This window comes from Magnetovibrio sp. PR-2, assembly GCF_036689815.1.
In the GTDB taxonomy this organism is placed as follows: Bacteria; Pseudomonadota; Alphaproteobacteria; order Rhodospirillales; family Magnetovibrionaceae; genus Magnetovibrio.
On the sequence record NZ_JBAHUR010000005.1, the window covers coordinates 117,274 to 138,702 of the forward strand.

A 21,429-nucleotide genomic window follows, 5' to 3' on the forward strand; every position below is an offset into this window, starting at 1 on the left:
TTTAATATGTCATGGGCTAAACGAATTCTCCGCGTGAACCTGTCAGAAGGCACGTGCGCAGAAGAACCGCTCAACATGGAGTGGGCAAACCAGTACTTAGGCCAACGCGGTCTCGCGACCAAGTATCTCACCACGGAAATCGATCCGAAAGTTGATCCGCTGTCGCCTGACAACAAGCTGATCATCGCCACCGGACCTTTAACCGGAACGGCGGCATCTACAAGCGGGCGCTGGTCCGTTATCACCAAGGGCGCGCTGACGGGGGCTATTGCGTGCTCAAACTCGGGCGGTTTCTTCGGGGCTGAACTTAAGTTCGCCGGATGGGACATGATCATCTTCGAAGGCAAAGCACCAAACCCGGTGTATCTGTTGATCCAAGATGACGAAGCCAAATTGGTTGACGCATCCGACTATTGGGGTCGCACGGTTTGGGATACGGAAAAAGGTCTCAAAGCCGAATACCAAGACCCGCAAATGCGTGTTGCCTCCATTGGTCAAGCGGGTGAGCAAGGCGTGAAGTTCGCCTGTGTGGTGAACGATCTTCACCGCGCGGCTGGGCGCTCCGGCGTGGGTACGGTGATGGGTTCGAAGAACCTCAAAGCCATGGCCGTTCGCGGCACCAAAGGTGTCGCGGTCGATGATCCGGCTGCGTTTGTGAAAGCGACTAACGACGGCAAAGCTGTGTTGGCTGAAAACGCAGTGACGGGTGAAGGCTTGCCTGCGTTGGGCACACAGGTGTTGATGAACGTCATCAATGAAACGGGTGCGTTACCGACCCACAACTTCAAAGACGTTCAGTTCGACGGTGCGGCGGATATCTCCGGCGAAGCCATGCAAGAGCCGCGTCGCTCCGACGGTAAGCCGAACCTGACGCGCAATGGTGCGTGCTTTGGCTGCACCATTGGCTGCGGGCGGATTTCCACCATCGACCCGGAACACTACACGGTCAAAGACCGCGAACAGTACCAGATCGCTTCCGGCGGTTTGGAATACGAAGCGGCTTGGGCCTTGGGTGCTGCGACGGGCATCAATGATTTGGATGCGTTGACGTTTGCCAACTTCATCTGCAACGAACAAGCGTTCGATCCCATCTCGTTCGGCGCAACGGTCGGTGCGGCGATGGAGCTTTATGAGATGGGCGTTCTCACCAAAGAACAAACCGGTGGGATCGATCTCAGCTGGGGCAACGCCGAAGCGCTGACCACCTTGGCCGAGTTGACGGGCCGGGGCGAAGGCTTCGGTGCGGAAATCGGTTTGGGTTCTAAGCTGCTGACCGAAAAATACGGCCATCCGGATCTGTCCATGTCTGTCAAAGGCCAGGAATTCCCGGCCTATGACGGGCGCGGTATCCAGGGCATGGGCTTGACGTATGCCACGTCCAACCGCGGCGCGTGTCACTTGCGCTCTTATACTGTGGCGTCGGAAATTCTGGGCATTCCGGAAAAAACCGATCCGCTGTCCAGTGACGGCAAAGCGGGCTTGGTCATCGCGTTCCAAGACGCCACCGGTGCGGTGGACAGCGCTGGCATCTGCGTGTTCACCACGTTCGCGTGGTCCTTGGACAACATCGCCCCGCAAATCGATGCGGCGTGCGAAGGCGACTGGTCGGTGGACAAGCTGTTGGAAGTGGGTGAACGCATCTGGAACTTGGAACGCAAGTTCAACCTGGACGCAGGCTTTACGGGCAAGGACGACACCTTGCCCAAACGCCTGTTGAAAGATGCAGCCAAAACCGGACCCGCCGAAGGCAAGGTCAACGAACTGGGTAAAATGTTGCCGGAATACTATTCGCTGCGCGGATGGACCGACGACGGTGTGCCCACCAACGAAACCTTGAACCGCTTGGCTCTCTAGAGCTTTAGGCTTCAATCGCGGCCCCGCCCGTCTGTAACAGGGCGGGCGGGGCCTTTGTTTGAAGCGTGGTGCGTTTGATGGATTTGGGAGAACTCTCATGAAACATGTCATTCTCGGTGCGGGGCCTGCGGGCGTGATCGCTGCGGAAAACCTGCGCAAGGCCGACCCGTCGGCGCACGTGGTGTTGATCGGTGGGGAAGACAAACCGCCGTATTCGCGCATGGCTATTCCCTATGTGCTCACCGGAAAAATTGAAGAACAAGGCACCTATCTGCGCAAAACGGACGGCCACTATGCAGACAAAGGCATTCAGTACGTCCAAGGCCTCGCCAGCACAGTCGACAGCGTAGGTAAAACTGTTACCTTGCAAGACGGCCAAAGCTTTGATTACGACAAGCTGTTGGTCGCGACAGGGGCAACGCCGATAACCCCACCCGTTCCGGGCTTGGATTTGGACGGCGTCCATCACTGCTGGACCTTGGACGATGCCGAATACATCGCTGCGCGCGCCCAAAAGGGTACGAACGTCGTATTGATGGGCGCGGGCTTTATTGGTTGTATTATTCTGGAAAGCTTGGTGGAGCGCGGCGTCAACTTGACCGTCGTCGAAGCCGAAGACCGCATGATTTCCAAGATGATGGACACGACAGGTGGCGAAATGTTGAAAGCTTGGGTGGAAAAACAAGGTGTGAAGTTGCTCACCTCCACCAAAGTGACAGGTGTGGCACAAGATGGCGATGCCTTAAAGGTGTCCACCGATCAAGCGGGTGATCTCCCAGCTGATCTGGTGGTGGTGTCCGTCGGCGTCAAACCCAACACCGCCTTCTTGGATGACTCTGGGGTTGAGGTCGCTACGGGCATTAAAGTGAATGACCGATTGCAAAGCTCAGTCCCCGATATCTACGCCGCTGGCGACGTGGCTGAGGGCCCGGACTTCGGCGGTGGTTTTCAGGTTCATGCCGTTCAGCCCACGTCCGCCGAACACGGGCGCATTGCGGCACTGAACATGACGGGGGCGGATGTGAAGTATCACGGCTCGCTGATCATGAACGTGCTGGATACGCTGGGCCTGATCTCTGCGTCCTTTGGGCACTGGATGGGTGAAGATGATATGGCGGTGAAGATGGACCATGACGAACACCGCTACACCAAGCTGGCGTTCCATGGCGACCACATCGTCGGCGCGCTGTCTCTTGGGCGCACAGATCAAATCGGCGTGCTGCGCGGCTTGATCCAAAGCCGGGTGAAATTGGGGGCGTGGAAAGAAAAACTCAAACAAGATCCAAGCCGCATTGCTGAGGCATACGTGGCTTGCACGCAGAAATAAACAGAACGGACCTACATGCAGATCACCATTAAACTTTACGCCTCATTGGATAAATACCTGCCCGCAAATGCGGAAAAAAACATCGCCGAACTCACGGTGGATGAGGGCTCAACGGTCATGGACGTCATCAAGTCCTTGAGTTTGCCACAAGAACATTGTCATCTGGTGTTGGTGGAAGGCGTCTATGTCTCGCCTTCAGAACGTGACACCCGCCCGATGGCCGAAGGGGAAGCTTTGGCCATCTGGCCTCCTGTTGCAGGTGGATAAGATGACGGACGACAACAGCCCTAAACACCCAGCCGGTCCGCGCGTGCGCATTTTGCTGGGTGGGGCTACGGCGTTGGGCCCGGGCAAGGTGGGACTTTTGCAAGCCATAGAAAAGTGCGGATCGATTTCCAAAGCGGCCAAAGACATGGGCATGAGCTATCGCCGCGCCTGGATGTTGGTGGACACCATGAACGATTGTTTCACCGATGACTTGGTGGTCACCGCCACGGGCGGCAAAGGTGGTGGCGGTGCGAAGGTGACAGCGCTTGGGCTCGACGTGATCGCGCGTTATCAGGACATGGAAGCCAAGGCTGCAGCCTCTATTGCTCAAGAGGCGTTAGAGATGGGCAAGTTATTAAAGTAGGCGTCATTGCTTCGCTGCGCTCGCAATTGTCTGTTCCAACTATCGTATATTGATGGAGTTCCGCTTAATGCGGGATGCCTTGGTCCAGGCGGCCGCCTGGACCAAGGCGCGGATTGGTAGACCGTCTCGCAATGGGGCATATCGCCCGCCGTCATCAGGGTCGCCAGTCCGCTTCCCTTTCACCGCTTGAAGAGTTGAAAGGACCCCTGCGCTGTCGCGCACGTCCGCAGACAATCCCAAGCCAAAAGAGGATATACGATCATGACGCCAAGCTCCACAGTGCCCCTTCGCTTTATCGGTTGCGACGTTGGTAAGCACGAAATCGTTGCTTTTGATACCGCCCGTAACACGACCCTGTGCATTCCCAATACGCCTAAAGACCTAAGCCGTTTCGCCCACACCTTAGACGCACAGAGTTTCGTCGTGTGCGAAGCCACCGGTGGTTATGAGGCCGCTCTGCTGGAGGCCTTGCTCGCCGCCCGTGTGCCCGCACACCGCGCGGATGCGCGTAAAGTCAAAGCCTTCATCCGCTCTTTCGGAACGTTGGGCAAAACCGACGCTATTGATGCCAAAGCCTTGGCCCGATACGGTTGTGAGCGCTATACCAAGCTCCCCCTTTGGCATGCTCCAGATAAACACCGCGCCAAACTCCAAGCTTTGGTGTTGGTGCGCAGTGACTTGGTTAAAGAGCGAACCGCTTACACCAACCGCCTGAAAGCCCCCGGTGGGTTGCATGGAGCAGCGTATCTGAAGAAGGTTTGTGCGACCATCGAACGCCAGATCCAGGCCGTTGAACGCGACATCGCCGCCCTGGTCGAAGACCATGAGGCGTTGGCACAAAGCGCACGTGTCTTACAAAGCATCGTGGGCATTGGCCCGACGTCGGCCATGGCCTTGATTGCTTTGATGCCTGAGTTGGGTGGACTAAATCGTCGCCAAGCCGCCGCTTTGGCCGGACTTGCCCCGCATCCCTTTGAGAGTGGTACGGCAAAAGGCTACCGCAAGACCCGGGGCGGGCGACCGGAGGTCAAGCGCGTCCTGTTCATGGCCGCTCTCAGCGCCGCAAAGCACAACCCGGAACTCAAGACATTCCATCAAAGACTTTGCAAAAACGGCAAAAAACCGATCGTGGCCATAACAGCCGTCATGCGCAAACTCATCATCATCGCCAACGCAAAAATTAGAGATGAGATCAAAATTCAGGGGAAATACGAACTGAGTTGATGACGGTTAAGTGTGCACCTCAATCTTCACCGCACAATACTTTAACTCTGCAATCTTGCCGAACGGATCCAGTGCCGGGTTGGTGAGTAGGTTTGCCGCAGCTTCCCGAAACGCAAACGGTAAGAACACGACCCCTTCGGGCACGTCCGTGTCGGCCCGTGTCATGGCACAAAGCGATCCACGACGGCTGGACATGGTGACATGGTCTCCAGCATGAATGCCCAGCTTTTTAATCTCCAAAGGATGAAGCGCGATGGTGGGGCCGGGCTCTATGGCATTGAGCACGCTGGCCCGGCGTGTCATGGAACCTGTGTGCCAGTGTTCCAACATGCGTCCCGTGGTCAGCACAAACGGATAGGCTTCATCAGGTTCTTCATCGGGGGGCAACACATCGGCAGGTACCAATTTGGCCTTACCTGTGGTGGTCGGGAAACCATCACCGAATAACACGGGGCTTCCGGGATCGGTTTCGTTGGCGCAGGGATAAGTCACGAACCCTTCGCTGCCCAAGCGCGCATGGGTGATGCCCGCGTGCGACGGCATCACCTGACGCATTTCGGTGAACACATCGGCGGCGGTGGGATAGTTCCAGTTCAGTCCTAAACGTTTGGCGAGCTCTTGAATGATCCAAAGGTCTTCGCGGGCGTCACCTGGGGGCGGGACCACCTTGCGGCCCAACTGCACTTGGCGGTTGGTGTTGGTGAAGCTGCCGTCTTTTTCATAAAACGTGCTGGCCGGCAAAATGACGTCGGCAAACGCTGCGGTTTCGGTCATGAAGATGTCTTGCACCACCAAGTGATCCAGGCTTGCCAATGCCTTGCGCGCTTTGTTCAAATCCGGGTCTGACATGGCCGGGTTTTCGCCTTGGATGTACATAGCGCGGATGTCGCCGGCTAAGGCTGCGTGCATGATTTCAACCACCGTCAGACCAGGCTCTGGATCGATTTTTGTTCCCCAGGCATCTTCAAACCGTGCACGCCCTCTGTTGTCTCCAACAGGTGTGTAGTCGGGCAAGACCATGGGGATGAGGCCCGCGTCCGACGCCCCTTGCACATTGTTTTGACCACGCAGGGGATGCAGGCCCGCACCGGACTTGCCGATGTTGCCCGTCAAGGTCGCTAAAGCAATCAAACAGCGCACATTGTCTGTGCCGTGGGTGTGTTGCGACACGCCCATGCCCCACAAGAATAAAGTGCTATCCGCTTTGGCGATGGTGTGGGCGAGGGTGCGGATGGTTTCCGCGTCAATGTCGCAACGTTCCGCCATGCGTTCCGGGCTGAAGGATTGGATGTGGATGCTGAAATCTTCAAAGCCTTCGACGAACTGCTCGACATAATCTTGGTCCACCAAGTCGTCATTAACGACCACGTGCAAGATGGCGTTGAGCAAGGCGACATCGCTGCCGGGCTTGAACTGAACCATGTGATCCGCGTGACGGCTGAGGGCTTGCCCACGCGGATCCATGACAATCAAAGTCGCGCCATTGCGTTTGGCGTCTTTGATAAAGGTTGAAGCAACCGGGTGGTTCTGCGAAGGACGTGCGCCGATGACGACGATAACGTCGGCTTGATCGACATCGGTAAACGGAGCCGTGACCGCACCGGATCCGATGCCTTCCATGAGGGCTGCGACGGACGAGGCATGACACAGGCGCGTGCAGTGATCGACGTTGTTGGTTTTAAGCGCCGTGCGGATCAGCTTTTGAAAAAGATAAGCTTCTTCGTTGGACCCTTTGGCCGACCCAAAACCGGCCAAACTTGATGGGCCGAATTCTTCTAGGCTGCTTTTCAAACGCTCTGCCGCGAAGTCCAGTGCTTCGTCCCAATTGGCTTCGCGGAACTGCGCCCTCACATCCCCGCCGTCGAGGATTTCCGGGTCTTTGCTTGCACCTTCAAGACGGATCAATGTGCGCGTGAGGCGTTCGGGGTTGTGGGTGTAATCAAAGCCGAAGCGTCCTTTGACGCACAAACGGTTTTGGTTGGCCGGACCATTGCGCCCTTCGGCGTAGACGATTGTTCCGTCCGCCACGTGGTAGGTCAGCTGACAGCCCACACCGCAATAGGGACACAAGGATTCCACGGTCTCGGTCGTGATGTCGGGATCAAGCCCTTTGGGGCTCAACGCACCCGTCGGACACGACTGCACACATTCACCGCAGGCCACGCAAGAGCTTAAGTCGAGTGCATCGCCTTGGTCGAACACGATGCGCGTGTCTTTGCCGCGTCCTTCAAGGCCGATGACGGCGTTTGTCTGAATTTCTCCACATGCCCGCACACAGTTGGTGCACAAAATGCACTTCGCCATGTCCACATCAATGGCGGGGTGGCTGGTGTCTGGTCGGACGGCATCGGCGCGGGGTTGGAAGCGTGTGTCTTTGACGCCCATGTCTTGCGCGAGCTCCTGAAAGCGGTTGGCAGGTGCATAGCTTGAGCGATCTAAGTTTGGCCGGTCCGCCAACAACAGCTCCATCACATGGTCGCGGGCTGATTGGGCGCGTTCGGAATGTGTGGTGACGATCATGCCTTCGCCAGGTGTTCGTTTGCAACTGGCGGCCAAGGTGCGTTCGCCTTCGATCTCGACCATGCACAAACGGCAGCTTCCGTCATCGCGGTATCCTGCGTTAAGCCCCGAACACATGCCGGGGATCCGAAGGCCCAAACGTTCGGCACAGTCCTTGATGGTTTCGCCGTCCAGAGCGTCAACTTCGATGTCGTTGAGAAGGAATGTGGTGCTCATGACGGGTCCTCCTCGGTGAAGTGGTTGAAGATGCTCAACACCGGATTGGGTGCCGCTTGGCCTAGCCCGCAGATGGACGCGTCTTGCATGGTCTGGGACAGAACACGAATGGTGTCTTCGTTCTCATGCGGGTTTTGCAAAAGTCCCACCATCTTTTCTGTACCGACCCGGCAAGGGGTGCACTTGCCGCAGCTTTCGTGCGCAAAAAAGTCCATCATGTCCCGCGCCACGTCCCAGACATCGTCTTGGTCAGACAGAACAACCAAAGCGCCAGAGCCGACAAAACCGCCCAGCTCTTCGAACACGCCGAAGTCCATGGCACGTTCGGCAAAGCGTGCGGGGAAGATGCCGCCCGACGCACCACCGGGCAGAAAGGCCGTGAACGTCTGGCCGTCGGCCATGCCCCCCGCCATCTCAATCAACTGTGAGACCGTGGTAGACGCGGGTGCGCGATAGACACCTGGGTTTTTGACGCGGCCCGACACGGAATAAAACCGAGGCCGTTCCTCGTCCGCGTAGGCTTGTTCGCCGCGCTCAGCAATGTCGGCAATCCAATACAAGGTCTCGACATTGTGCGTGACGGTGGGCCTGCCCAAGTAGCCCGATTGCGCGGGATAAGGCGGGCGGTCGCGCGGTTGTCCGCGTTTGCCTTCCAAGCTGTTGAGCAATGCGCTTTCTTCACCACACACATACGCCCCCGCACCCCGGCGCAAGTGAACGCGGCAATTGGGGATGTCTAGCTTTGGCAGCGCTTCGTGCAATGCGTCATAGATGTGCGGGTATTCGTCCCGCAGATAGATGAATGCGTCGCGCACGTCCAAAGCATGGGCAGTGATGGCCATGCCGCGCAAGACCTTTTCAGGTTCTGTTTCAAACAAGTACCGGTCTTTAAATGTTCCGGGTTCGCCCTCGTCGGCGTTGACCACAAGGACGCGGTCACGTCCGTCGTCCGCCAGGAATTTCCATTTCTGCGCCACGGGGAAACCCGCACCGCCCATGCCCCGCAATCCGGCGCGTTCGAGCTCTGGGGTGATGTGGGGAACGGGTGTTGTGTCAACGGCACTGATGCTTGGCACGCTGGAGGTGGCCTTTAAGGTTTGGGCTGTGGCGGGCGCAATGCGCGAGCGGCCGATCATCACAGAAGGTGCTGTCTCGCACGCACCCTGACATGGGGCAGGGATGGCGTTGTCGAGATCGTTGAGCAGTTTCGCGCTGCCCGCCATGCGGCACGCCGGGCCTTGGCAGACGCGCACGGCAGGGGCGTGGTTGGTGTTTTCATCCGTGATTTCAAAATGAGCGTAGAAGCTCGCCGTGTCATATACATCGACTTGGGCCAGTCCCAGCTTCTGCGCCAGCGCGGCTAAGCGGTCTTTGCTCAGCGCGCCGAACTGGTCGTTGAGGGTGTGCAGGTGTTCGATCAGGTGCTGGCGCCCTTTTGCCACGTCGCCAAGCAGGTCATCAATTTGAGTGCGGGCATCCAAAGAGGGGTGTCTGCCCTTGGGGAAGGCGCGCGCTCCGCGTTTTTTTGCTTTTTTCGCCATGGCGTGCCATTTCCTTTGTTTGGGCTCTTGCAGGCGCGAACTGTCCACGCCAATATGGGCCATGAGTTTAGGCCAACACATTAAAATACATAAGTATTTGCGGAGCAATCTTCATGCAAGTCGATCATCGCATGGCACAATTATTGGTTTCTCGGGTCTGTCACGACTTGGCAGGGGGGATCAGCGCCATCTCCACGGGCACGGAATTGATCGCGGAAGAGGCCTCTGCCTTTGACGCCGATGCCCTGAACGTCATCGCCATGAGCGCCAAACAAAGCGCGGACCGATTGAGCTTTTACCGTGTGGCCTTCGGTCTTGGCGGGGGTGAAAACGACACCATCACCACAAACGAGTTGAAGATCTTGAGCGAAAATTTTCTCAACTCCAACCGTTTGAGCGTGGATTGGGGTGCTGAGAATACACGCATTGGCTTGATGTCGGCGAAGTTGCTGATGAATTTGTGCCTGTTGGGGGCCGAAGCCTTGCCGCGCGGTGGCGTGTTGCGTGTTGATATCACCGAAATCGGCGGGCGTTTGGGCTTCGCCGTGTCAGCCCGGGGACAAGGCGCAGGCCTGAAACCGGAACAAGCTGCGGCGATTGACCTTGAATGTGATGTCGAAAACCTAACCGCGCGGACCGTAAATGGTTATTTTTCTGCTGTTTTAGCCCAATCTTTGGGGGGCGAACTGGAAATATTACCCCCCGAAGGCGACGAAATCCGTCTGGCAGCGCTTTTGTGAACATAAAATAGCGTGCACTTTCGTTTATTATACGAAAAACATTGAAAAAAAATTGGATCAATTGAATTAGGACGTTAATATCTAAGTTGCAGGTAAATTGGGTTAAATTGTTAAAACAAGCCCAGGGCTAACCTGGCGCGATATTGCGCGGCTTTGTGAAATTGGGGATCGAGCCATGGACGATCTATTAAGTGAATTTATTACCGAAACCTCCGAAAGTCTGACTGAGGTCGACTTGCAGTTGGTGGAGTTCGAAAAGGACCCAACCAACGCCGAGATTTTGGGTAATATTTTCCGTTTGGTCCACACCGTCAAAGGGACTTGCGGGTTCTTGGGACTGCCGCGACTGGAATCCGTTGCGCACGCGGGCGAAAACGTACTCGACAAATACCGCGACGGTGCGCTGGATGTGACGGCGGAAGGTGTGTCTCTGGTTCTGACCTGTATCGACACCATTCGTGGCCTGGTGGACGAGCTTGCGGAAACTGCGACTGAACCCGAAGGCGACGATGCCGACCTGATTGCGAAATTGAATGCGCTGGCCAGCGGCGAATCCGCCCCAGCTGCGGCGGCGCCGGCACCCGAACCTGTGGCGGCAGCCCCTGCGGCTCCCTCGGGCCCGGTGACCGACGACAATGGCTTCCCCGTTGCGGCTGAATTGTTGGCCGAATACGAAGAAGCGACCACGGATTCTGAACCTGCAGGCGGACCTAAAACGTCTGATCAAGGTTTCCCGGTTGCCGCTGAACTGCTGGCCGAATATGAAGAAGTCACGGGTGGTGGCGTCTCCGATGAAGACGCTGCTGCGGCCGAAATGGCGGCCAATGCTGCGATGGAGGCGGCTTCTGCTGCTCCGGCACCTGAGCCCGCACCGGCTCCGGCTGCACAAGCCCCAGCCCCTGCACCCAGCGTTCCGGCCAAGACCGAAGAAAAGAAACCCGCTGCGAAGAAAAAAGAAGCCGCAAAAGCTCCGCCCGCCAAGGCGGATGCCGGTGGCGGCGTGACCGCGTCTTTGCGTGTGAACGTGGACGTTTTGGAAAACCTGATGACCTTGGTTTCCGAAATGGTGCTGACCCGCAACCAACTGTTGCAAATGGTGCGCGGTCACGAAGACAGCGAATTCACTGTTCCGATCCAGCGTCTCAGCCACATCACCACCGACTTGCAAGAAGGCGTGATGAAAACCCGGATGCAGCCCATCGGTAACGCCTGGGCAAAACTGCCCCGGATCGTGCGCGATCTGGCTTTGGAAACGGGCAAGAAGATCGATCTGCAAATGTTGGGTGCAGACACCGAACTGGATCGTCAAGTTTTGGATCTGATCAAAGATCCGCTGACCCATATGGTGCGGAACTCTGCTGACCACGGCCTGGAAGTTCCTGAAGAGCGCCAAGCCGCCGGTAAGCCGGAAACCGGCACCGTGACGTTGAACGCGTACCACGAAGGCGGTCACATCATCATCGACATCGCTGATGATGGCAAAGGCCTTAACATGGAGCGCATCCGCGAAAAATGCATCGAAAACGGTGTGTGCACCGAAGCTGAATTGGACAGCATGAGCGATCAGCAAATTCAGCAAAACATCTTTAAGGCTGGGTTCTCCACCGCTGAAAAAGTCACCAGCGTTTCCGGACGTGGTGTCGGTATGGACGTGGTGCGTACCAACATTGAAAAAATCGGCGGCACCATCGAACTGAAGTCCACCGAAGGGCGTGGCTCCACCTTTACCATCAAAATTCCGCTGACCTTGGCCATCGTGGCGGCGCTGATTGTGGAAAGCTGCAACGAAAAATTTGCCATTCCGCAGATCAGCGTTTTGGAATTGGTCCGTGCGTCGGCGCGCTCGGAATATTCCGTTGAAGTGATCAACGAAAGCCCGGTTCTGCGCCTGCGCAATCGTTTGTTGCCACTGGTACACTTGGGCGATTTGTTGAAATTGTCCACGGGCGGCAGCAAAGAGATCGCAGACGAAACCTTCATTATTGTGGCGCAAGTCGGCACTTACAGCTTCGGCATCATCGTCGATCGCGTCTTCGACACGGAAGAAATCGTGGTCAAACCGACGTCTCCGGTTCTTCGTGATATCTCGGTCTATTCGGGCAACACCATCTTAGGCGATGGTTCCGTTATCATGATTTTGGACCCGAACGGCATTGCCGCCTCCACGGGTGACATCAGCGCCCCGGGTGACGCCGACGCTGCCAGCGAAGAAGCCACGGGTTCTGTTGGCGAAGAACGTGTCTCCATGTTGATCTTCCGCGCAGGCGGCGATGAGCTCAAAGCCGTTCCGCTGGCTTTGGTTGCGCGCCTGGAAGAAATCGATATGGCTGAGGTTGAGGTTTCGCACTCCGAACACATGGTTCAGTACCGTGGTCAATTGATGCCGCTGGTTCCGTTCAGCCAAGATCACGAATGGAAAAGCGATGGGCGTCAAGCCGTTTTGGTCTTTACCGAGCAAGAACGCTCCATGGGGCTGGTGGTTGATGAAATCGTCGATATCGTTGAAGATCGCCTAAAAGTAGAAATCACGGCGGAGCGTGCGGGATTGATCGGCTCTGCCGTCATTGATGGTCGGGCGACCGATGTCATTGACGCTGGCTACTATCTCACTCAGGCCTTCCCCGATTGGTTCGGCAGTGTCGAAGACGCCGGTGGTGCCATGATCGCGGGCAAGCATGCTTTGTTGGTGGACGACAGCCCGTTTTTCCGCAACTTGCTGGCACCGATTTTGTCGGTCGCAGGCTTCAGCGTTACGACAGCAGAATCGGCCACTGAGGCCCTGAAAATGCGCGATCGCGGCAGCGCGTTTGACGTGATCATCAGCGACATCGAAATGCCGGAAATGGACGGCTTCGCCTTTGCTGAAGAAGTCCGGCGCGATGCGCGTTGGGGCCAAGTGCCGATGGTGGCGCTATCGGCCCATGCAACGGACACGGATTTTGAGCGTGGTCGCCAAGTTGGCTTTAATGACTACGTTGCTAAATCCGACCGGGACGAATTGGTTCGGTCATTGGCGCTGACGGTCAGCAGCGTGACGGCAGGCTAAAATTGTCAAAGCGAAGAAAAAAGGCTCCGCTGGTCGCAGTGGGGCCTTTTTGATGCGAAAAAAGCTTATCTTTAGGCACGTATTGCGGTATTCGTGGTGTGTAGGAAACTTTTAGCTGGAATTCAGGGGAATATCTGGCGCTTTTTGGGAAGAACGCACGTATGAAATCTTGTCTCATTGTGGACGATTCCAAGGTCATCCGCATGGTTGCAAAGAAAATCATGCAGGATTTAGACTTTGAAACCGTAGAAGCGGCTGACGGACAGCAGGCGCTGGATGCCTGCAAACAAGCCATGCCAGATGCGGTGTTGTTGGATTGGAATATGCCCGTGATGAGTGGTATCGAATACTTGCGCGAGCTGCGGGTTTTGCCAGGGGGCGATAAACCCGTCGTGGTGTTTTGCACCACCGAAAACGACATTGAGCATATTCAAGAAGCGATCGAAGCGGGGGCGAACGAATACATCATGAAGCCTTTCGATAGCGAGATCATTCAAGCCAAGTTCACGCAAGTGGGCTTGCTTTAAAAACAAGCAGCATTCTTTTTGGGTGCTGGGGGACGATTGAAACGGAAATACACGTGAGCGATACGGCACAAAATTCATCAAACGGCACGATCAATGTGATGGTCGTTGACGATTCGGCTGTGATCCGGGGCTTGATCACGCGCATGCTTGAAGGGGATTCAGAGCTAACCGTGACGGCATCTGTTGGTAACGGGCAGTTGGCGGTCAATCAGTTGACCCGCAAGCCCGGTGAGATCGATGTGGTCATTCTCGACATCGAAATGCCGGTCATGGATGGGCTCACGGCGCTTCCGCTGTTGTTGAAGGCGGACCCCAACGTCAAAGTGATTATGGCGTCCACGCTGACAAAGCGCAACGCCGAGGTCAGCATGAAGGCCTTGAGCTTAGGCGCGACCGAATATGTGCCCAAGCCGTCCACGGCGCGTGAACTTAGCGGCGAAAACGATTTCCGTATGGAGCTGTTGAACAAGGTCAAAGGTCTTGGCATTGTCCATCGTCAACAAGTCGGCAAACCGATGCCGAAAGCTACACCCGGAGCGACCCCGGCGGCAAAGCCAGCTGCGGGGGCTGCGCCCGCGGCACCCAAGGCCGAAGGCTGGAAGGTCAACAAATCCAGCGAAGTTCAATTGCGCCAAGCCGGCACCAACAAACCCGATATCATCGCCATTGGCAGTTCCACCGGCGGACCGCAAGCTCTGTTCGAGTTTTTGAAAGCCCTGCCCAAGACATTAAACTTGCCAATCGTGATCACACAGCACATGCCTGCGACGTTTACGTCAATTTTGGCTGAACACATCACCCGCATGTCCGGCTGGCCGTGCGCGGAAGCCACCGATGGCGCCGTGTTGGAGCCCGGCAAGATTTTGTTGGCCCCCGGCGACTATCATATGATCGTCACGCAAAAAGGCCCGCAACGTGCGGTGAAGCTCACTCAAGATCCGCCGGAAAACTTCTGTCGTCCTGCGGTTGACCCGATGTTCCGCTCCATTGCCCAGGTCTATGGCGGTCGTGTGTTGGGCGTGATCTTGACGGGCATGGGCAATGACGGATCCAAAGGCGCGCAGCATTTGATCGATGCGGGCGGAACCGTGATTGCGCAAGATGAAAAGACTTCGGTCGTCTGGGGTATGCCTGGTGCCGCCGCTGCCGCCGGCGTGTGCAGTGCCGTTCTGCCGTTGGGTGAACTGGCCGGACACGCGACCAATTTCATCAATCGCACCCGCTAATCCGGCTTCCACCTCTTAAAACGGGAGGTCAGGAATGGCGTCTGGATATTTCGAGTTCATCCGCGATTTCCTCAAAAACCATTCCGGTTTGGTGGTGACGCCGGAAAAAATGTACTTGCTGGAAACCCGCTTGATGCCGCTGGTGCGGGAACACGGGTATGCCTCCATCGACGCGTTGGTCGACGTTATTCGCAATAATCCCCACCACCCGCTTGCCACCGAAATATCTGAGGCCATGAATACCCATGAATCGCTGTTTTTCAGGGATCGTGAGCCGTTCGATACCTTTCGCGACACCATCGTGCCGGAAGTGTTGAAGCGCCGTTCTGGACAGCGCAAGCTCCGCATCTGGTGTGCGGCGTGTTCCTCCGGCCAAGAGCCGTATTCGCTTGCCATGATCTTGGATGAAATGACCGATGAACTGAAAGGCTGGCGGGTGGAAATTATCGCCACCGATATTTCCCGCTCTGTTCTGGACCGGGCGCAAGAAGGGATGTTCAGTCAGTTCGAAGTCCAGCGCGGCCTGCCCGTGAAGATGTTGATGAAGTACTTCAAACAACACGGTGAGTTTTGGCAACTCAGCAGCGAGATCCGCGCGAAGGTCACGTTTCGTCAACAAAATCTGCTGCAAAATTTAGGGGCACTGGGCACGTTCGACATGGTGATGTGTCGAAACGTGCTGATTTATTTTGATTTGGAAACCAAGGCCCAGGTGTTGGAAAGCATTGGCGAGGTACTTAGCCCCGATGGGGTTGTATTCTTGGGCAGCTCAGAATCGACCATGGGGATCACCGAAAAACTGTGGCCGGTGAAAAGCGGGCGCGGGGTTTACAAACACAAAGACGGCCCCACCTGTTTGGTGGAGCCGTCTTAAATCTTTTCGGTTTAACTCTTAAGCCTCTTTGGCTTGCGCGCCTTCTTCCGGGTCGCGCAGAACATAACCGCGTCCCCACACCGTTTCGATGTAGTTGTCACCGTCGGTCGCATCGGCGAGTTTTTTGCGCAGTTTGCAGATAAACACGTCGATGATCTTGAGCTCAGGCTCATCCATACCGCCGTAGAGGTGGTTTAAGAACATCTCTTTGGTCAATGTCGTGCCTTTGCGCAGGCTTAACAGTTCCAAAATGCCGTATTCTTTGCCCGTGAGGTGAATGGGTGCACCTTCCACATCAACAGTGGAGGCATCCAGGTTCACCGCCAGCTTTCCGGTCTTAATGATGGATTGGCTGTGGCCTTGGCTGCGACGGACGATGGCTTGAATACGGGCCAGCAGTTCTTCTTTGTCGAACGGCTTGGTCAGGTAATCATCCGCACCGGTGCCCAGACCTTTAACCTTCATCTCAGACTCGGTCAAACCGGACAGAATCAACACAGGGGTTTCCACCCGGGCATCGCGTAAACGGCGCAGGACTTCCAGACCATCCATATCCGGGAGCATCAGATCCAGGATAATAATGTCGTAGTCGTACAGTTTACCGATTTCCAGACCGTCTTCCCCAAGATCAGTCGCGTCCACCACCATACCGGCCGTTTTCAGCATCAATTCGACGCTTTGGGCCATGGCTGGATCGTCTTCTACAAGCAACACGCGCATGGGCGTAGCTCTCCCCTTTCGAAACTCTCTGTTAACCATATATGTAGTGCGAGGCACATTCAAGCGGTCAAGTGATGGTAGTGCATCTTACGTATTAATCTTTGTTAACGCGTTGAATTGCTTTACCATCCTTTAAAGGATATGGGCGCATATTGTAAACTGTGGAAAGGTGCAGAAGCGCATTTCTTAACATTTGAGCACAAACCGATTCGCAGAATGGGTGGTTTGGGGCTGTGACGCGCTAGGTATTTGAGTGCCAATTTACGTCAACAACATCATCAACGAAGTCGAACGCTTGCCGGATTTTGAAATCTACGGGCAGGTGGCGGCGGTCGTGGGTCTGTTGGTTGAGGTCTCCGGCGTGGAAGGTGTGTTCTCCATTGGCGACCACTGCGACATTTTAGCGCGCGACAAACACCGCATTGCTTGTGAAGTCATCGGCTTTCGCGAAGACCGGGCGCTGTTGATGCCGTTTGGTCCTTTGGACGGTGTTAGCTTGGGCTGTCGCGTTGAGGTGAGCTCTGCCGAGCCCGTGATTTATCCCACCGAAGGCTGGTTGGGCCGCGTGGTGGATGCGTTCGGCCACCCCATCGATGGCAAAGGTCCGCTGCCCAACGGCAATCATGCTTACCCTGTGCAGAACGAACCGCCGCCCGCGCACTTGCGCAAACGCGTTGGCGGCAAGCTGGATTTGGGCGTGCGCGCCATGAACACGTTTTTGACGTGTTGCATGGGCCAACGCATGGGCATTTTTGCCGGTTCCGGCGTGGGTAAGTCGACCTTGATGTCGATGATGGCGCGCAACACCGATGCCCAGGTCAACGTTATCGGACTGGTGGGCGAACGTGGTCGTGAAGCGCGTGAATTTATCGAAGACGATTTGGGCGAAGAAGGTTTGGCACGCTCCGTCGTGATCGTGGCGACGTCGAACGAACCGCCCCTGGTGCGTCGCCAAGCGGCCTATGCGACTTTGGCGGTGGCTGAGTTTTTCCGGGATCGTCAAAACGAAGTTCTGTGTTTGATGGATTCTGTCACCCGCTTCGCCATGGCGCAGCGTGAAATTTCTTTGTCGGTGGGCGAGCCCCCGGCGTCCAAAGGTTATACGCCGTCCGTCTTTGCCGAGTTGCCGCGCCTGTTGGAACGTGCCGGCCCCGGTCAAGAAGGGCAAGGTGACATCACCGGGCTGTTTACGGTCTTGGTCGAAGGCGACGACCACAACGAACCGGTGGCCGATGCTGTGCGCGGTATCTTGGACGGTCACGTGGTGCTGGATCGCGAAATTGCGGAACGGGGTCGCTTTCCGGCCGTGAACATCCTCAAAAGCGTGTCGCGGACCATGCCCGATTGCAATACGTCGGAACAAAATGCGCTGGTCAACCGGGCGAAGCGTTTGATTTCCACCTATGACGATATGTCCGAGCTGATCCGTTTGGGGGCCTATCGGCGTGGCACGGACCCACAAGTGGACGAAGCGATTTTCTTCAATGAGCCGTTGGAAACGTTCCTGACGCAGAACAAGGGCGACAGCAATACCTTTGACGAATGTTATGGGCGCTTGGCCAACATTTTGAACCAGCCCGTGAACAACGCCCAGCCGCCGCAACAAGGAACGCCTGTGCAAATGGGCTCTACCCAACCCCAAGCCGTACCGCCTGGGCAAGGTGCACCCCAAGGCACTCCAGGGGGGCAGCCGGGCCAACAACTGGGCCAACAACCGGGCCAACAACCGGGTAACTTGATGCCGGAAATGCCGACAGTCAGCAATTTGTCGACCAATATGGATGACCACTAAAACGAAAATACAAAGTTTGAGGATATAAACACGTGGCTGCCAATATGAAGAACCTGATCCGCTTGCACGAATGGAACGTGGACGAAAAGCGCCGCAAACTGGGCGAGCTTTTGCGTCTGCAGGGTGAGCTGGAAGATCAGATCAAACAGTTGGAAGAAGATTTGGTCCTCCAACAGGCCGCCGCCGCCGCCGACCCGACGTTGGCAGGATTGACTTACGGTGTGTATGCTCAGCAAGCCATTGAGCGCCGCGAAAACTTGCAAGATTCCATCAACCAGATGGACATTGTCATCGGTTATGCCCAAGACGAGTTGTCGGACGCGTATCAAGAGCTGAAGAAATACGAGACGGTGGACCGCAACCGCCAGCGCCGCTACGAGATGGAACAAAACCGTCGCGAACAAATCCAGTTGGACGAAGTTGCCATGAACCAGCACCGACGCAGGAAAGCGCAGGCTGGATAATAAGGCGGGTTAGTTTGGCGCCGCAGCAAACTTAAGCGCCATGTCCAAACGATCATTGCCCCAAAACAGTTCATCAACACAGACGAACATGGGCGCGCCGAAGATGCCGAGCGTTCGCGCCTGTTCGACTTGATCGCGCAGGGCGGTTTTGTTCTCAGCCGATTGAGCGCGCGCAAGTATGTCATCTGCATCGCCGGGGATGTGTTTATCCACCAAATCTCTCAACATTTCCCGATCGGCCACGTCTTTGCCTTCACCGAAATAGGCCGCATAGATGGCTTTGGTGATGGTGTTCGCCCATCCTTCTGATGCTCCCAAGAGCGAAAGGCGTGCAGCCATCAAGCTGTTGGCGGGAAAGGTTTGGGGCTTTTGAAACGCTAAGCCCAGCTCCGCCGCACAGCGTTCCATATCGCGCCACATGTATTCGCGTTTTAACGGAAACGCATTAAACGGGCTGTCCTGAAAGCCTTGGTCTTTAAAAATGGGCCCCAGCAACAGGGGCTTCCAGTTGACTGTGACGCCTACCTTGGCGGCTTCGTCTTCGATGCGCATGGCGGACAGATATGAATAGGGGCTGGCAAATTCGTACCAGAAGTCGATCTCAGCCATGGATCAGATTCTTTCCAGTCGGTTGAGCAACATAGGGTTATCCCAATCGGGTTGGCGGTCTTCCAAGACCACGCCGTGGGTTTCGATGGCGTGGTGCTGCAGATCAGGCGCGTTGACGGTGACTTGGACCCAGCGCGCGATCAGTTCGTTGTTGATGTCGGTGATCACGGTGACGGCCAGCTCTTCGGGGGACGGCCATACGATGGTGGATAGGGCTTCCAAGTAGGCCCCGAAGCTCTTCACATCCAATATATTTTTGTCCGGCACATAGCGCACTTGGACGGCTTGGCGCGCGCCGCCGCTGTTGGGCAGGTGGCCTTCCAAGGTGATTAAGTAGTCAAGCTTGCGGTCCGGGTTTGGTCCGACTTTGAGATGCCGGCGGCGCTCCATCAAATCCATCGTTGTGCCTTTCGTTGTCTCAATCCTTCATAACACGAAGTCGAGTTTATACGAATAGCCCCTGCGTTTGCCCCGGTCCCGGCGTTTTTGGCGGCGGGGTGAAGTCGACAAAATGACCAGGGGCAGCTTGAAAGGCAAGTGTACCGGCGATACCGGTGTACTCCTCAGCCGCCATGAAAATCTCGCCCATATCTGCGCGCATCTCTGCAGGCAGGGGCTGGTCAGTGCGGATGATCAAATCAAGCTTTTGGTTGTCTGTTTTCATCAGCCCGTCAATCTGGATATGGCCCATATTCGACAGGTCGAAATCTAAAACGAATCGTGTTCCTTCGTCTTCGTTGTGTTCCGCTCCTTGGCGCTGGCGATGTCGGTAATACATTTTGATTTGTTCAAGCGCGCCGTCGCTCATCAACGGGATCAACGCCAAGCGCCAATCATTTTGTTGCGGTTCATCGACCAAGCGGGCCATGGCCTGAAAGTCTGTGGACAGGCGGTTCATCATGCCTGGACGTTCATTGTCCAAAATGCGCGCCGTTGTGTCGCCCATCAAAGATTTGATGTCGCCGCCTTTCAGCGCGTTCATGAAAAACAACAGCTGGTTGGTGAGCTTTGGCCCCGGCTGGGGGATGTTTTGTTGGATTTGTTGGTAGCGCGCCGGGTCAATGGTGGCTATGGCTTTTAAGGCTTCGTCCAGCGTGCCCCAAGATTTCGACTGCACCAAAGTCTCTTTCATACCCGCTGCGCTCATATGCTGGGCAGCTTTGACGGCGGGGGGGGTGGGTGCGGTTTCAAGCCGCACGATCACGCGGGACCCCACATCAATCTTAGACGTGGTTTCCAGCGCAAAGGTCGCGTTGGGGCCTTGCACGATGGGTTGGCCCTTGGGCGTCGTGCCTGTGACGATGCCGCTCACTGTTGCCCCTTGGCTCAGGCCTTGGCTTGTTTGCGGCGCGGGTGTGTTGGGTGCCGTCTGTGGCGGATCGACGCGCACCACGGAAATTTGGAACTTGGTGCCCGACGGCAGGGGCGTTGCGTGTCCGCCAGACGGTTGGGCGGACGGGGTCGGCTGGGCAGTGGGTGTCGCGGCTTGCGGTGTCGGTGTTGCGCCAGTGGGCTGAGGCGTGGTTTGTGCGGTGGTGCCCGCCGCCGGGGTCGATGCGGGCTGTGCCGTGGGCGTTGGGGCAGCGTTCGGTGTGACTTGCCCCGCAGGTTGAGCCTGTGGCTGGGCGGTTTGGGCCGCCGCCGTAGATGTGGGTGGTGTGGTTGCGCGCACCAGTGTGGCCGTCAGGCGTGCACCGTCCTGCACGGGCAGGGACGGGGCGGCTTTTGCGGTTTGGGCTGCGCCAAAATTCGGTTGTTGAGCGGCTGTTTGAGCCGCTTGTTGGGCCTGGGGGACTGGCTTGCCATTAATTTCCGTGATCAAGAACTGGGGCCTGGGCTCCAAGCTTTGCAAAACCATCGTCAAGGTCGCGCCTTTGGGAATTTGCAGGGCCGTCTGCAAAGTCATAGACCCCATGGAGGTTTGCACCTGCACCTGTTTAGGCGGCAGTTGGGACGTGACGTCGGGTTGCTGTGTCGCTTGAATCTGCTGGCCCGGCTGCATGTTTTGCACAGCCGGCGGAGCCTTAATCGCGGTCGCGGTTGGGCTCGCGGCGGGGGGCGCCGATGGGGTGGGGGGTGTTGGCGGTGTGACGGTCGACATATGTGGCCTCCCGGGGT

The 21,429-nt window shown here is 56.5% G+C and carries 18 protein-coding genes; 12 read left to right on the forward strand and 6 right to left on the reverse strand.

Annotation, left to right across the window (positions count from 1 at the left end; translation table 11 throughout):
* Positions 1 to 6: 6 nt before the first annotated feature.
* From V5T82_RS07385 to V5T82_RS07405, 5 genes are all read left to right on the forward strand, one after another.
* The gene (locus tag V5T82_RS07385) at positions 7 to 1,854 is read left to right on the forward strand and encodes an aldehyde ferredoxin oxidoreductase family protein (RefSeq protein WP_332894969.1); all 1,848 of its coding nucleotides are present in this window, start codon (positions 7 to 9) and stop codon (positions 1,852 to 1,854) included.
* A gap of 97 nt (positions 1,855 to 1,951) precedes the next feature.
* The gene (locus tag V5T82_RS07390; protein WP_332894970.1) at positions 1,952 to 3,181 is read left to right on the forward strand and encodes an NAD(P)/FAD-dependent oxidoreductase; all 1,230 of its coding nucleotides are present in this window, start codon (positions 1,952 to 1,954) and stop codon (positions 3,179 to 3,181) included.
* 15 nt (positions 3,182 to 3,196) lie between these two features.
* A complete protein-coding gene (locus V5T82_RS07395; protein ID WP_332894971.1) occupies positions 3,197 to 3,448 on the forward strand; it encodes a MoaD/ThiS family protein in 252 nt (83 codons plus the stop codon).
* 1 nt (position 3,449) lies between these two features.
* Complete coding sequence (locus V5T82_RS07400) at positions 3,450 to 3,812, forward strand: winged helix-turn-helix domain-containing protein (protein ID WP_332894972.1); 363 nt, start codon at positions 3,450 to 3,452, stop codon at positions 3,810 to 3,812.
* Positions 3,813 to 4,073: 261 nt separating this feature from the next.
* Positions 4,074 to 5,036, forward strand: coding sequence for an IS110 family RNA-guided transposase (locus V5T82_RS07405; RefSeq protein WP_332894973.1), 963 nt, complete (start codon positions 4,074 to 4,076; stop codon positions 5,034 to 5,036).
* 6 nt (positions 5,037 to 5,042) lie between these two features.
* On the opposite strand, the gene fdhF is transcribed toward V5T82_RS07405, so the two are convergent.
* Positions 5,043 to 7,772, reverse strand: coding sequence for a formate dehydrogenase subunit alpha (gene fdhF / locus V5T82_RS07410; RefSeq protein WP_332894974.1), 2,730 nt, complete (start codon positions 7,770 to 7,772; stop codon positions 5,043 to 5,045).
* The gene (locus V5T82_RS07415) at positions 7,769 to 9,376 is read right to left on the reverse strand and encodes an NADH-ubiquinone oxidoreductase-F iron-sulfur binding region domain-containing protein (RefSeq protein ID WP_332894975.1); all 1,608 of its coding nucleotides are present in this window, start codon (positions 9,374 to 9,376) and stop codon (positions 7,769 to 7,771) included. The genes fdhF and V5T82_RS07415 overlap by 4 nt, the downstream gene beginning before the upstream one ends.
* 50 nt (positions 9,377 to 9,426) lie before the next feature.
* Here V5T82_RS07415 and V5T82_RS07420 point away from each other — a divergent pair, with 50 nt between their 5' ends.
* The 5 genes from V5T82_RS07420 to V5T82_RS07440 all read left to right on the forward strand — a co-directional run bounded on the left by V5T82_RS07420 (position 9,427) and on the right by V5T82_RS07440 (position 15,726).
* Positions 9,427 to 10,053: a histidine phosphotransferase family protein gene (locus V5T82_RS07420; RefSeq protein WP_332894976.1), complete on the forward strand. Its 627-nt coding sequence runs from the start codon at positions 9,427 to 9,429 to the stop codon at positions 10,051 to 10,053.
* A 175-nt stretch (positions 10,054 to 10,228) separates the two neighbouring features.
* Complete coding sequence (locus V5T82_RS07425; RefSeq protein ID WP_332894977.1) at positions 10,229 to 13,099, forward strand: hybrid sensor histidine kinase/response regulator; 2,871 nt, start codon at positions 10,229 to 10,231, stop codon at positions 13,097 to 13,099.
* Between the two features lie 161 nt (positions 13,100 to 13,260).
* Positions 13,261 to 13,626: a response regulator gene (locus V5T82_RS07430; protein ID WP_332894978.1), complete on the forward strand. Its 366-nt coding sequence runs from the start codon at positions 13,261 to 13,263 to the stop codon at positions 13,624 to 13,626.
* 98 nt (positions 13,627 to 13,724) lie between these two features.
* Positions 13,725 to 14,852 (forward strand): protein-glutamate methylesterase/protein-glutamine glutaminase, encoded by a 1,128-nt coding sequence (locus V5T82_RS07435; RefSeq protein WP_332895189.1) that lies wholly within the window; start codon positions 13,725 to 13,727, stop codon positions 14,850 to 14,852.
* 34 nt (positions 14,853 to 14,886) lie between these two features.
* Entirely contained in the window at positions 14,887 to 15,726 is an 840-nt protein-coding gene (locus V5T82_RS07440; protein ID WP_332894979.1) for a CheR family methyltransferase, read from the forward strand.
* 18 nt (positions 15,727 to 15,744) lie between these two features.
* On the opposite strand, the gene ctrA is transcribed toward V5T82_RS07440, so the two are convergent.
* Entirely contained in the window at positions 15,745 to 16,446 is a 702-nt protein-coding gene (gene ctrA / locus V5T82_RS07445; RefSeq protein ID WP_332894980.1) for a response regulator transcription factor CtrA, read from the reverse strand.
* A gap of 253 nt (positions 16,447 to 16,699) precedes the next feature.
* On the opposite strand from ctrA, the gene fliI reads away from it, so the two are divergent.
* Both fliI and V5T82_RS07455 read left to right on the forward strand, forming a co-directional pair.
* Complete coding sequence (gene fliI / locus V5T82_RS07450; protein ID WP_332894981.1) at positions 16,700 to 18,238, forward strand: flagellar protein export ATPase FliI; 1,539 nt, start codon at positions 16,700 to 16,702, stop codon at positions 18,236 to 18,238.
* A 32-nt stretch (positions 18,239 to 18,270) separates the two neighbouring features.
* A complete protein-coding gene (locus V5T82_RS07455) occupies positions 18,271 to 18,702 on the forward strand; it encodes a flagellar FliJ family protein (protein WP_332894982.1) in 432 nt (143 codons plus the stop codon).
* Positions 18,703 to 18,711: 9 nt separating this feature from the next.
* Here V5T82_RS07455 and V5T82_RS07460 read toward each other — a convergent pair whose 3' ends face one another.
* Genes V5T82_RS07460 through V5T82_RS07470 form a run of 3 tightly spaced genes read right to left on the reverse strand, consistent with a single transcriptional unit; the run spans position 18,712 to position 21,412 of the window.
* On the reverse strand, positions 18,712 to 19,311 hold the full coding sequence (locus tag V5T82_RS07460) for a 2-hydroxychromene-2-carboxylate isomerase (RefSeq protein WP_332894983.1): 600 nt from the start codon (positions 19,309 to 19,311) through the stop codon (positions 18,712 to 18,714).
* Between the two features lie 3 nt (positions 19,312 to 19,314).
* On the reverse strand, positions 19,315 to 19,710 hold the full coding sequence (locus V5T82_RS07465) for a hypothetical protein (RefSeq protein ID WP_332894984.1): 396 nt from the start codon (positions 19,708 to 19,710) through the stop codon (positions 19,315 to 19,317).
* A gap of 46 nt (positions 19,711 to 19,756) precedes the next feature.
* Positions 19,757 to 21,412 (reverse strand): hypothetical protein, encoded by a 1,656-nt coding sequence (locus V5T82_RS07470; protein ID WP_332894985.1) that lies wholly within the window; start codon positions 21,410 to 21,412, stop codon positions 19,757 to 19,759.
* Between the last annotated feature and the right edge of the window lie 17 nt (positions 21,413 to 21,429).

Bases quoted from the DNA above. Each gene is read 5' to 3' on its own strand.
- V5T82_RS07385 (WP_332894969.1), top strand. From the start codon at position 7: ATGTCATGGGCTAAACGAATTCTCCGCGTGAACCTGTCAGAAGGCACG.
- V5T82_RS07390 (WP_332894970.1), top strand. From the start codon at position 1,952: ATGAAACATGTCATTCTCGGTGCGGGGCCTGCGGGCGTGATCGCTGCG.
- V5T82_RS07395 (WP_332894971.1), top strand. From the start codon at position 3,197: ATGCAGATCACCATTAAACTTTACGCCTCATTGGATAAATACCTGCCC.
- V5T82_RS07400 (WP_332894972.1), top strand. From the start codon at position 3,450: ATGACGGACGACAACAGCCCTAAACACCCAGCCGGTCCGCGCGTGCGC.
- V5T82_RS07405 (WP_332894973.1), top strand. From the start codon at position 4,074: ATGACGCCAAGCTCCACAGTGCCCCTTCGCTTTATCGGTTGCGACGTT.
- fdhF (WP_332894974.1), bottom strand. From the start codon at position 7,772: ATGAGCACCACATTCCTTCTCAACGACATCGAAGTTGACGCTCTGGAC.
- V5T82_RS07415 (WP_332894975.1), bottom strand. From the start codon at position 9,376: ATGGCCCATATTGGCGTGGACAGTTCGCGCCTGCAAGAGCCCAAACAA.
- V5T82_RS07420 (WP_332894976.1), top strand. From the start codon at position 9,427: ATGCAAGTCGATCATCGCATGGCACAATTATTGGTTTCTCGGGTCTGT.
- V5T82_RS07425 (WP_332894977.1), top strand. From the start codon at position 10,229: ATGGACGATCTATTAAGTGAATTTATTACCGAAACCTCCGAAAGTCTG.
- V5T82_RS07430 (WP_332894978.1), top strand. From the start codon at position 13,261: ATGAAATCTTGTCTCATTGTGGACGATTCCAAGGTCATCCGCATGGTT.
- V5T82_RS07435 (WP_332895189.1), top strand. From the start codon at position 13,725: ATGGTCGTTGACGATTCGGCTGTGATCCGGGGCTTGATCACGCGCATG.
- V5T82_RS07440 (WP_332894979.1), top strand. From the start codon at position 14,887: ATGGCGTCTGGATATTTCGAGTTCATCCGCGATTTCCTCAAAAACCAT.
- ctrA (WP_332894980.1), bottom strand. From the start codon at position 16,446: ATGCGCGTGTTGCTTGTAGAAGACGATCCAGCCATGGCCCAAAGCGTC.
- V5T82_RS07460 (WP_332894983.1), bottom strand. From the start codon at position 19,311: ATGGCTGAGATCGACTTCTGGTACGAATTTGCCAGCCCCTATTCATAT.
- V5T82_RS07465 (WP_332894984.1), bottom strand. From the start codon at position 19,710: ATGGATTTGATGGAGCGCCGCCGGCATCTCAAAGTCGGACCAAACCCG.
- V5T82_RS07470 (WP_332894985.1), bottom strand. From the start codon at position 21,412: ATGTCGACCGTCACACCGCCAACACCCCCCACCCCATCGGCGCCCCCC.